Genomic DNA, 12,147 nt, shown 5'->3' with positions numbered 1-12,147 from the left:
ATTGGAGGAGTTCCCGAGTGGCCAAAGGGGGCAGACTGTAAATCTGTTGCGATTCGCTTCGATGGTTCGAATCCGTCCTCCTCCACCATTTAAATGGGCGCATAGCTCAGCTGGGAGAGCACCTGCCTTACAAGCAGGGGGTCACAGGTTCGATCCCTGTTGTGCCCACCATTTAAAACTTAAAAAATAAATATAATATGCTGGCATGGCTCAACGGTAGAGCAGCTGACTTGTAATCAGCAGGTTGTAGGTTCGATTCCTATTGCCAGCTCCATTAATGGAGGAGTTCCCGAGTGGCCAAAGGGGGCAGACTGTAAATCTGTTGCGATTCGCTTCGATGGTTCGAATCCGTCCTCCTCCACCATTTAAAAGCAAGTTTACTTGCTTTTTTTAATGTCTAGAAAAGTATAAAATTTTAATTTACTATAAATTAAAGGTATTATTACAATTTCATATTAAAAAGATATAAAAACAAGGATAATAATTTTATAATTTCCTTACCTTTAGTATGAGAGGGGTGGATATTTGTTTTGATGTGACTTGGAGCTTTGTGACGGAACAAGCAAAATAAATATCCACTCTACCTTTTTTATTCCTTGAAAGTTGATAATGTGTATTAAGTTGATAAAATCTGTGGATAGAAAAAAATCTTCTGTGGATAAAAGTTGAAATTATGTAATAAATACTATTGAGTTTAAAAAAGTAATATGTTACAATAAGTTTGCAAAATTAAATAAAAAACTCTTATCAAGAGAGGTGGAGGGAAAGGGCCCGATGAAACCCGGCAACCTGTTATATTACAAGGTGCCAATTCCTGTAGATTTTTTATCTACGAGATGAGAGAGATTATATAGTAAAGTCTCTTCTTATCGAAGGGTTTTTTTATTGCCTAAAAAACATTTGGAAGGAGAGGACAAATTATGAAAAGATTATTTACATCAGAGTCAGTAACAGAAGGACATCCAGATAAAATATGTGATCAAATATCTGATGCAGTATTAGATGCCATTTTATCAAAGGATCCGAATGCAAGAGTAGCATGTGAAACATGTACAACAACAGGATTAGTAATGGTAATGGGGGAAATAACAACGAATTGTTATGTTGATATTCCTAAAGTTGTTAGAGAAACAATAAGAGAAATAGGTTATGATAGAGCTAAGTATGGATTTGACTGTGATACATGTGCAGTTATGACTACTATAGATGAACAATCAGCAGATATAGCAATGGGAGTAGACGAAGCTTTAGAATCTAAAAAAGGTGATAAGGATGATGTTGAAGCAGTAGGTGCTGGTGACCAAGGTATGATGTTTGGTTTTGCAACAAATGAAACTCCAGAATTTATGCCACTACCAATAGCTATGGCTCACAGACTTTCTAGAAGACTTACTGAAGTTAGAAAGAATGGAACACTAGATTATTTAAGACCAGATGGAAAAACACAAGTAACAGTTGAATATGAAAATAACACAGCTAAGAGAATAGATGCAATAGTTATTTCTACTCAACATGGTGAAGAAGTTACTTTAGAACAAATAGAAAAAGATTTAATGGAATACGTAATAAGAGAAGTGGTTCCAGCTGAATTATTAGATGAAAATACTAAATATTATATAAATCCTACTGGAAGATTCGTTGTAGGGGGGCCTCAAGGAGATTCAGGGTTAACAGGAAGAAAGATAATAGTTGATACTTATGGAGGAATGGGAAGACACGGTGGTGGAGCATTCTCAGGAAAAGATCCAACAAAGGTGGATAGATCAGCAGCATATGCAGCAAGATGGGTTGCTAAAAACTTAGTAGCTGCTGGGCTTGCAGATAAGCTTGAAATACAATTAGCTTATGCTATAGGTGTTGCAAAGCCAGTATCAATAGAAGTTGAGACATTTGGAACTGGAAAAGTTGATGAACAAACTATAATTAATATAGTTGAAAAGGTATTTGATTTAAGACCAGGTGCAATAATTAAAGAGTTAGATTTAAGAAGACCAATCTATAAGCAAACTGCTGCTTATGGACATTTTGGAAGAACAGACTTAAATCTTCCATGGGAGCAATTAAACAAGGTTGAAGAAATTAAAAACTTATTATAGAAAAAAAGGCTTATTGCAATAATTTGCAATAAGCCTTTTTATTATTTATTATAAACTTCTTTTCCATTAACGAAAACTTTTTGAATTTCTATATCTTCATTGAATAATATAAGATCAGCATCATAGCCTTCTTTTATTAAACCTTTATGATCTTCAACATGACAGTGTTTTGCACCATTGTAAGTAGCCATTCTTACAACTTCATTTAAAGGATAATTTGAGTTGTTATATATATTCTTAACAGCTTTATCAAGAGTAAGAACAGAACCAGCTAAAGTTCCATCTAATAATCTTGCAGCACCATTTTTAACTATAACATCTTGACCGCCTAAAGAATATTGACCATCTGGCATACCACAAGCTTCCATAGCATCACTAACTAATAAAACTTTATCAGTTCCCTTTTGTTTATAAGCTGTTCTTAGAGCAGGGTAAGAAATATGGATACCATCAGAAATTGTTTCTGTAGTTATGTCAGTATCAAATGTAGCACCTACAACACCTGGTTCTCTATGAGTGAAAGGAGTCATTGCGTTGTAAAGGTGAGTTGAGTGGCATGCACCACATTTTATTCCCTCTATAGCTTCATCATAAGTAGCTTTTGTGTGTCCCATAGATACTGTAACACCATTGTCAGAAAGATACTTGATTAATTCTTTTGCACCTTCAACTTCAGGAGCCATTGTGATGGATACAACAGCATCACTATAGTCACCAACTATTTTATTATAGTTTTCTACTGATGGCGCAAGTAAGAAGTTTGGATTTTGAGCACCAATTGCTTTTGGGCTTATGAAAGGTCCTTCTAAGTGAGCTCCTAATACATTAGCACCTTCAGTTCCTTCTTCTTTAAGCTTTTTAATAACTTCCATAGATTTTCTGATATCTTCAGCAGCCACTGTCATTGTAGTTGGTGTAAAAGATGTTGTACCATGTTGAACTATTGTTTTTGCAATTGTATTTATAGATTCAACAGTACCATCCATGGTATCGCAACCACCAGCACCGTGAATATGAACATCAATAAATCCTGGTGAAAGGTATAAACCTTCAGCATCTATAACTTCTGTATCGTTAACATTAGAAGGGTTAATTTCTTTAATCTTTCCGTTTTCAACTAGTACAGAACCTTTTTCAATTTTGTCTAAATAAATAATATTACAATTTTTTATTAGCATTAAAACACCTCCATCAATTTTTAGAAACTTTATAATCCTATGATATAATTATAATATATATAGTCAAGAATAAAAATAAGTTTATTGGATATGGAGAGATAATATGGAAGTCTTAGAAGGCTTTGTTGAAGTAATACTTTTTAAAAGTGATGATACAGGATATGTAGTATCTAAAATTAATATAGATAATAAGCCTATAACAGCTGTAGGAACAATTCCTTACTTAAGAGAAGGGCAACATGTAAAGTTAACTGGTACTTGGATAATGCATAAACAATTTGGTAAGCAGTTTAGCATTAGTAAATGTGAAGAGATTATGCCAACTACAATAGATGGTTTAGAGAAGTATTTATCATCTGGAATAATTAGAGGAATTGGTCCTGTTACCGCAAAGAAAATCATAGACCACTTTGGTGAAGAGGCCATGGATGTGCTAGATAATAATATTGAAAGAATAAAAGAGATTGATGGTATTGGAGAAAAGAAATTTAATATTATCTATGAATCATATTTAGAACAACATGATTTAAAGGATATAATGATATATTTTCAAGGTTTTGGAATAACCCATGGGCAGTGTTTAAAAATATATAAAAGATTTGGACCTAATGCTAAAGATATTGTTCAGAAGGACCCTTATATTCTTTGCAGAGAAATAAAGGGAATAGGTTTTGCTACGGCGGATAGAATTGGGTCAATGATAGGAATCAATAGGGAGTCTGATTCTAGAATAAAGAGTGGAATAGACTTTGTAATAAATAGATTCTGTGCTGCTGGAAATACATATATGCCTAAGGATAAGGTTATAGAAGAAACTAAAGAACTTTTATTGGTTAAGGAAGAACTAATAGAAGGAAATATATATAATGCATTTTTAGAGAAAAAGCTAATAGTACAAAAAATAAATGAGATGGAATGTGTATTTATACCTATATTTTATTATAGTGAATTAGGTATAACAGAAAGAATAGCAAGGTTATCAATTCAAAATTACCAAACTATAAATACAGATATAGAATTTGAGATTTCTTTGTTTGAAAAGAAAAGTGGCATTAACTTTGCAGGCTCTCAGAAGGAAGCTATTATGGGGGCTTTTACTGATGGAATAGAGATAATAACTGGAGGACCAGGAACAGGTAAAACAACAATTATAAAAAGCATAATTGAAATTTATGAAAATGAGGGAATGAAAGTGCTTTTAGCAGCCCCAACAGGAAGGGCAGCTAAGAGAATGACTGAATCAACTGGAAGAGAAGCAAAAACAATACATAGATTATTAGATATAGGGGCTGGGGATGATGATACACCTTTAGATGATGAATCAGATGAACCATTAGATGGAGATGTAGTAATAATAGATGAAGCTTCTATGATAGATATATTCTTAATGCACAGTTTATTAAAATCCATAAGAGTTGGAACAAGGCTTATTATAGTAGGAGACGTGGATCAATTACCATCGGTAGGGCCTGGAAATGTGCTAAAAGATTTAATAAATAGTGGATTAATAAAGGTAGTTAGATTAAAAGAAATATTTAGACAGGGAGCAGAGAGTTTAATTATCACTAATGCACATAGAATAAATAATGGGGAGATGCCATATTTAAATCAAAAGAATAAAGATTTTTATTTTTTAAAGGAAGAAAATGTAGATAATATTCTTTCTGTTACTTTAGATTTAGTTAATAGGAGATTACCAAACTTCAATAAATCATGGGATAAAAGAAGAGATATTCAAGTTTTAAGTCCTATGAAAAAAGGAGTTTTAGGAATAATAAATTTGAATGAAAAAATACAAGAAATATTAAATCCACCCTCAAAGGACAAAAAAGAGAAAAAGATAAAGAATCTTATTCTTAGAGAAGGGGATAAGGTTATGCAAACTAAGAATAATTACTCAATAAAGTGGACTTCTATAAGTGGCAAGGGAGACCTTGACGGTGAAGGTGTATTTAATGGAGATATGGGATTCATTCAAAGTATTGATAATGAAAGAGGAAGTATTACAGTAATATTTGATGATGAAAAAAAGGTGATATACGATGCTGAAAATATTGATGAATTAGAATTGGCTTATGCAATTACAATACATAAAAGTCAAGGAAGTGAATTTAAGGTTGTAATTATTCCATCATTTATGGGATCACCTTTTTTAATGAATAGAAACTTAATATATACTGGAATAACCAGAGCAAAGGAACTAGTAACGGTGGTTGGATATCCAAGGGCACTTCAATATATGGTTGCAAACACTAATAGTACTGAGAGATATTCATCATTAGAGAATAGAATAAAAGATTTACTTAATAGTGATGTAATAGAATAAAAGAGAGGGTAATATGGTTATATTTAATAAAAATATATCAGAAGAGATATTAGATGTTTCTAGAAGAATATATAGTTGGTATAAAAGTGGTATAAAAACTTTATCCATAAGTACATGTCCTTTTAATACAAATACAATTTTTATAGATATAGTAAGTTATTTTATTTCCATGAGAAAGAAAGTTTTATATATATCAGATGAAGGGTATCAAGAAAAGAAACTATTAGATGGATTAAGTAATAAGTATAAACATATGACTTATTGTAAATTAGAAAGTGGTCTTGGAGAATGTGATATTAATTTTGTAAAGTATAAACATATAAAGGATATAGAAGGAAAATACGATTTAGTTATTTTAGATGATATATCAAATTTTTCTACTATAGACAATAGAAAGTTAAGAGATATGTATAACTTTATAATTAGCAAGTCAGAAAGAATAATAGTGTATTCTTTAGAAGAGGTAACTATGCTAGGAGATAAAATAGAATGTACTCCTATAGTTACTAAAAAGCCATTTATAGAACCTAGAGTTATAAATACTAGAATTGATTTAAATAAGGATATTCCATATATTTTATATGATTATATAAAATGGTTTAAGGATAATAAAAGAAATTTAGTCATATATGTCCCTAATAGTGAAGCTTTAGAAAATGTATATGAATATTATTCAAATAAGCTTAAATTAAATAAGGTTCAAATAAAAAAAGTATACAAAGATAAAAATAATAAGATAAATGTTTTAAAAGTAAAAGATAAGGCAACATTTATAATAACAGATTTTAAGGAGATATCTTTAGAGGAAACTAACATTGGAGATGCTATAGTACTATTTGCAGACAGTGATGAGTATAGTTATAAACAACTTATGTATATATGTGGTCAAATATCAAAAACATTAAGTAAAACTTCAGAAATGTTATTTGTAGCAAATGAAGTAACTAATACTATAGATAGGGTTAGGGATGTATCTAGAGATTTTAATAAGATGTTATGGGAAAAAGGATTATAAAGGTTTTATCAATAATAAAAAGAAGTTTATTAGAAATAATATATCCAAGGGATAGTAAGTGTATAGTGTGTGGAGAAGAGGATACCTATGGGTTATGTCATAAATGTAAATCTTCAATTACATATTGTGATAGTGGGGAGCTTTGTCTTGGATATTATAAAGGTGCATTAAAGGAATTAATATTAAAATTTAAATTTAAGGGAAGATTTGATGCAGGAGAAGAACTTATTAAGCTAGTTGAGGAAAGATTGGTTAATTTTATAGAAAAGGATTATATAATAACATATATTCCTATAGGAAAAGAAAGCCTTAAGATGAGAGGTTTTAACCAATGTGAGTATTTAGCTAAGGAATTAGGGTTAAGAAATAATTTTACCATATTAAATACCTTAAAAAGGGTGAAAGATAGCAAAATACAGAAGACTTTAAAAAGAGAAGAGCGATTAAAAAATATAAAAGGTGTATTTGAAATTATTAATAAAGAAGAAGTAAAAGGAAAGAAATTTATAATACTAGATGATGTAATTACAACAGGTGCAACCCTTCATGAAGCAGAGCGAGTATTAAAAGAGGCAGGGGTTGTTCAAATAAAATTGTTGACTATGGCAAAATCGTATGTATAATATTAATGTAAGCTAGGTCTGTGGTTGAAAGTCGAGGCTAGTCGCAGGCAAAACGATCCACGTAACTCAAACAAAGTTTTGATGAGCATGGTGCGGTATAGAAGTAAGTCCTACCAATTTTAATTGAGAGGGTTAGTAGTGAGAGGGTAATTCTGGGTAGCGAAATCTCCAGTAGGCGAGTGTGGGGGCAAAGACCAGGTCAGCTAGCTTAACAAGAGTAGTGTAAACACTGCTCTTTTTTTTATGTCTAGGAAAATATAGTATTAATAATTATGTCAAATGATAAAATGTATACATATTTTGCAAAAAAAAGAGGAATATTAAGATAGTTGAAGTAGTATGAATAAAGTAAAAGAATATTCTGAAAATTAAAAGTTGTTAAGATTTCAGAAGTTATGTAAAATTAAAGTATAATAAAAAACAACTTAATAAAGGTCTAAAGAATCATAATAATTATGAGAGGGGCTGGGCTTATGAAAGTTACAGTAATAGCAAAAAATATTGAGTTAACACCTTCATTAAAGGAAATGGTGGAAAGAAAGATCTCTAAACTGGAGAAGTACTTTGGACCGGATGTAGAAGCAAGAGCTACATTAAGTGTACAAAAGAATAGACAAAGAATAGAAGTAACAATTCCTTTTAATGGGGTTATTCTAAGAGGAGAAGAAGTTACAGACGACATGTATAAGTCAATTGACCTTGTAGAAGAAAAGCTTGTAAGACAAATAAGAAAACAAAGAACCAAGCTTTCTAGAAAGAATAATTCAGGGTCATTAAGGTATCCAGAGTTCAATTCATTAGAATTTAAGAACGAGGATGCTGATGAGGATACTTCAAGAATTGTAAAGACTAAATCTTTTAATGTAAAACCAATGTCTGCAGATGAAGCAGTACTACAAATGGAATTACTAGGACATAGCTTCTTTGTATATCAAGATGCTGATACAAATAACGTAAGTGTTGTTTATAAAAGAAAAGATGGAAATTATGGTTTGATAGAACCAGAATATAAATAAAGAGTGTAGACTCCATAGGGTTAAGGAGAAATCCAAAGCTCTATGGAGTTTTTGCATTTATGTTAATAAATAGTTATAATTGTTGTATATATATAAGTTACAATGGTATAATTTATAAATATAGAAATTAGAATATGAAATTATATAGTAACGTTATTAATAAATAGTTGAAAGGATGAAATTATGGGACTTTTTGGAGGATTATTTAAGTCATATAGTGAAAGAGAAGTTAATAGAATAAAACCTATCGTTGATAAGATTGAAGCGTTAGATGGGTCAATGTCTAAGTTAACAGATGAAGAATTAAAGAATAAAACTGTTGAATTTAAAGAGAGATTAGCAAATGGAGAAACTCTTGATGATATACTAGTAGAGGCTTTTGCAACTGTTAGAGAGGCATCTTGGAGAGTTCTTCAAATGAAGCATTATAGAGAGCAACTTATTGGAGGAATTGTACTTCACCAAGGAAGAATTGCAGAAATGAAAACTGGTGAAGGTAAAACATTAGTTGCTACCTTACCTGCATATTTAAATGCGTTATCTGGAAACGGAGTTCACATAATAACAGTTAATGATTATCTTGCAAAAAGAGATATGGAGTGGATGGGACAAATCTACAACTTCTTAGGTTTAACTACAGGTGTTATTGTTCATGAACTTACAAATGACCAAAGAAGAGAGGCATATGGTTCTGATATTACTTACGGAACAAATAATGAATTTGGTTTTGACTACTTAAGAGATAACATGGTTATTTACAAAGAAGAAAGAGTACAAAGACAGCTTAACTTCTGTATAGTGGACGAGGTTGACTCTATTCTTATCGATGAAGCTAGAACACCACTTATAATTTCAGGAGCAGGTGAAAAATCAACTGAATTCTATAAAGTAGCAGATTACTTTGTAAAGACTTTAAGAGAAGAAGAAGATTATACAATAGATGAAGAAGCTAATGCAGTTATGTTAACTGATGCAGGTGTAGAAAAGGCAGAAAGAGCATTTAAGCTAGATAACTATGCTGATGCTGATAATATGGCTCTTCAACACTATGTAACTCAAGCCTTAAAAGCTAACTACTCTATGAGAAGAGATAAGGACTACATGGTTAAGGATGGAGAAGTTATCATAGTTGATGAGTTTACAGGAAGACTTATGGAAGGTAGAAGATACTCAGATGGTCTTCATCAAGCTATTGAAGCTAAAGAAGGAGTTAAGATTGCAAGAGAATCTAAGACTTTAGCTACAATTACATTCCAAAACTACTTTAGAATGTATAATAAATTATCAGGTATGACAGGTACAGCTTTAACAGAAGAAAATGAATTTAGAGAAATTTATGGACTTGACGTTATAGTTGTTCCAACACATAGACCAGTACAAAGAGTTGATAATGCAGACCTTGTATTTAAAAATGAAAAAGGTAAGTTTAATGCAATAGTTGAGGATATCATAGAAACTCATAAGACAGGTCAACCAATTCTTGTTGGTACTGTAAGTATTGAGAAGTCAGAAGAATTATCAAAGATACTTAAGAAGAGAGGAATTCCTCACCAAGTATTAAATGCTAAGTATCATGAACAAGAAGCAGAAATCATATCTCATGCAGGTGAGTTAGGAATGGTAACTATAGCTACTAACATGGCTGGTAGAGGTACTGATATTAAGCTTGGAGAAGGTGTAGTTGAAGTTGGTGGTCTTAAGATCATTGGTACTGCAAGACATGAGTCTAGAAGAATTGATAACCAATTAAGAGGACGTTCAGGAAGACAAGGAGATCCAGGTTCTTCTACATTCTATATATCATTAGATGATGACTTAATGAGAATCTTTGGTTCTGATAAGATTCAAGCAGTTGTTGATAAGATAGGATTAGAAGAAGATGATGCTATAGAAAATAAGATAATTACAAAGCAAATAGAAAATGCTCAAAAGAAGGTTGAAGGTAATAACTTTAACATAAGAAAAACATTATTAGGATATGATGATGTTATGAATATGCAAAGAGAAGTTATCTACAAGCAAAGAGCACAAGTTCTAGAAGGTGAAGACTTAAAGGATCAAATTCTAAATATGACTTCAGATGTTATCTCAAATGCTGTATTAAGCCACTTAAATGGTGTTGAGGGTGACGATGTTGAAGTTGAAATGAAGAAGCTTATAGCATATTTAGATGATATATGCGTTCCAGATAACAGAGTAACTGTTGAAGAATTAATGAAGATTACTAATGATGAAATCATTGAAAAGTATAAGAATATAGCAACTGAAATTTACAATGGAAAAGAAGAAGAATTTGGTTCTGAAAAGATGAGAGAGATTGAAAGAGTAATTCTTCTTAGAACAGTTGATTCAAAGTGGATGAATCATATTGATAACATGGACCACTTAAAGCAAGGTATGGGATTAAGAGCATTTAAGCAACAAGACCCTGTTCAAGCTTACCAAATGGAAGGTAGTCAAATGTTTGATGAAATGATTCAAGGAATCAAAACTGATACAGTTAAATATATCTTCCATGTTCAAATGGAAAAGGCTCCAGAAAGAGAAAGAGTAGCTAAGGAAACTTCAGCTGTTCATGCAGGAGCTGATGGGGATTCAAAGTCAACAAAGAGAGAGCCTGTAAGAAAGAAAATGGAAATTGGCAGAAATGAACCATGTCCATGTGGTAGTGGTAAAAAGTATAAGAACTGCTGTGGAAGAGAAGCATAGAATATGTATAGGCTAACCATTTGATGGTTAGCCTTTTTAATAGTGAAGGAGATGATTATATGATACTTGAGCTAGAAAAGGAAATGAGTAAGGTTCCTAGCTTAAAAGAGACTATAAAGGAAATGGGGGCTTCACTTTGACAAGGAAGCTTTAGAAAAACAATTAAAAGAATTAGAACTTCAAATGCAGGAAAGTGGATTTTGGGATGATATAAAAAGGGCAGAAGAAGTTACAAAAGAAAGTAAAAGAATTAAAAATAAAGTTTCTAAACATAATGATTTTGTAAGAAGAGTTGAGGATATAGAGGTTCTTTATGAGCTTATGGAAGAGGATGATGAAGAGTCAGCACAAGAAATAATCTCTGAAGTAAGGGAATTGGAAAAGGAACTTTATCAATATAAAATAGAGATATTATTATCAGGAGAATATGATGGTAATGATGCTATCTTAACTTTACATGCAGGAGTAGGAGGTTCAGATGCCAATGATTGGACTGAAATGCTTCTTAGAATGTATACAAGATGGTGTGAAAAGAAAGGGTATAAGGTTGAAACTTTAGACTTATTAGAAGGTGATGAAGCTGGTATAAAGAGCGTTACCCTAAGAGTTAAGGGTGAGAATGCTTATGGATATTTAAAAGCTGAAAAAGGCGTTCATAGACTTGTAAGAATATCTCCTTTTAATGCTAATGGTAAGAGACAAACATCATTTGCTTCACTTGAAGTATTACCAGAGCTTACAAAAGAACAGGATATTGATATAAAGTCGGATGACTTAAAGATAGATACTTATAGATCAGGTGGAGCAGGTGGGCAACACGTTAATAAAACAGAATCAGCGGTAAGAATAACTCACATTCCAACTGGAATAGTTGTACAATGCCAAAATGAAAGAAGTCAATTTGCTAATAGAGATACTGCTATGGCTATGTTAAAAGCAAAGTTAATAGAGTTAAAAGAAAGAGCACATAAAGAAAAGATAGAAGACTTAACTGGAGATTTAAAGGATATGGGATGGGGAAGTCAAATAAGATCTTATGTATTCCATCCTTATAGCATGGTTAAAGATCATAGAACTAATGTGGAAACATCTAATGTTAACGGAGTAATGGATGGAGATATTGATTTATTTATAAATTCATATCTTTCAAGTAATAAATAAACTCAGATAAACTAAGGAGGCTA

8 protein-coding genes, 4 tRNA genes and 1 riboswitch are annotated in these 12,147 nt (G+C 31.7%); of the genes, 11 read left to right on the top strand and 1 reads right to left on the bottom strand.

Going from position 1 to position 12,147, the window contains the following annotated elements; all coding sequences use genetic code 11:
- Nucleotides 1–3 precede the first annotated feature (3 nt).
- The 5 genes from I4V16_RS14430 to metK all read left to right on the top strand — a co-directional run bounded on the left by I4V16_RS14430 (nucleotide 4) and on the right by metK (nucleotide 2,096).
- Nucleotides 4–88, top strand: a tRNA-Tyr gene (locus I4V16_RS14430).
- A 7-nt stretch (nucleotides 89–95) separates the two neighbouring features.
- A tRNA-Val gene (locus I4V16_RS14425) sits at nucleotides 96–171 on the top strand.
- Between the two features lie 28 nt (nucleotides 172–199).
- Nucleotides 200–274 (top strand) — tRNA-Thr (locus I4V16_RS14420).
- 5 nt (nucleotides 275–279) lie between these two features.
- Nucleotides 280–364: transfer RNA gene (locus tag I4V16_RS14415), tRNA-Tyr, on the top strand.
- A 377-nt stretch (nucleotides 365–741) separates the two neighbouring features.
- Nucleotides 742–843, top strand: a riboswitch (SAM riboswitch).
- Nucleotides 844–920: 77 nt separating this feature from the next.
- Entirely contained in the window at nucleotides 921–2,096 is a 1,176-nt protein-coding gene (gene metK, locus I4V16_RS14410; protein ID WP_099328875.1) for a methionine adenosyltransferase, read from the top strand.
- Nucleotides 2,097–2,137: 41 nt separating this feature from the next.
- On the opposite strand, the gene nagA is transcribed toward metK, so the two are convergent.
- On the bottom strand, nucleotides 2,138–3,274 hold the full coding sequence (nagA, locus tag I4V16_RS14405; RefSeq protein WP_099328874.1) for an N-acetylglucosamine-6-phosphate deacetylase: 1,137 nt from the start codon (nucleotides 3,272–3,274) through the stop codon (nucleotides 2,138–2,140).
- 103 nt (nucleotides 3,275–3,377) lie between these two features.
- Between nagA and I4V16_RS14400 the strand changes: the two genes are divergently transcribed.
- The 6 genes from I4V16_RS14400 (at nucleotide 3,378) to prfB (ending at nucleotide 12,124) form a co-directional block, all read left to right on the top strand.
- Nucleotides 3,378–5,600 (top strand): ATP-dependent RecD-like DNA helicase, encoded by a 2,223-nt coding sequence (locus tag I4V16_RS14400; protein ID WP_099328873.1) that lies wholly within the window; start codon nucleotides 3,378–3,380, stop codon nucleotides 5,598–5,600.
- A 13-nt stretch (nucleotides 5,601–5,613) separates the two neighbouring features.
- Complete coding sequence (locus tag I4V16_RS14395; protein ID WP_195542478.1) at nucleotides 5,614–6,615, top strand: hypothetical protein; 1,002 nt, start codon at nucleotides 5,614–5,616, stop codon at nucleotides 6,613–6,615.
- Entirely contained in the window at nucleotides 6,597–7,238 is a 642-nt protein-coding gene (locus I4V16_RS14390) for a ComF family protein (RefSeq protein ID WP_049178484.1), read from the top strand. The genes I4V16_RS14395 and I4V16_RS14390 overlap by 19 nt, the downstream gene beginning before the upstream one ends.
- 473 nt (nucleotides 7,239–7,711) lie before the next feature.
- Entirely contained in the window at nucleotides 7,712–8,254 is a 543-nt protein-coding gene (gene raiA / locus I4V16_RS14385; RefSeq protein WP_049178485.1) for a ribosome-associated translation inhibitor RaiA, read from the top strand.
- Nucleotides 8,255–8,437: 183 nt separating this feature from the next.
- Nucleotides 8,438–10,963, top strand: a complete 2,526-nt coding sequence (gene secA, locus I4V16_RS14380; protein WP_049178486.1) for a preprotein translocase subunit SecA — start codon at nucleotides 8,438–8,440, stop codon at nucleotides 10,961–10,963.
- 59 nt (nucleotides 10,964–11,022) lie between these two features.
- A protein-coding gene (gene prfB / locus I4V16_RS14375) for a peptide chain release factor 2 (RefSeq protein WP_099328870.1) occupies nucleotides 11,023–12,124 on the top strand; the annotation gives its coding sequence in 2 pieces (ribosomal slippage) (nucleotides 11,023–11,100 and nucleotides 11,102–12,124; 1,101 coding nt in all).
- Nucleotides 12,125–12,147 lie beyond the last annotated feature (23 nt).

The sequence above is a fragment of the Clostridium sp. 1001283B150210_160208_E6 genome (assembly GCF_015669365.1).
Lineage (GTDB): Bacteria > Bacillota > Clostridia > Clostridiales > Clostridiaceae > Clostridium > Clostridium paraputrificum.
The sequence above is the reverse complement of the archived record's forward strand: the minus strand, read 5'-3'. Positions and strand labels throughout refer to the sequence as shown.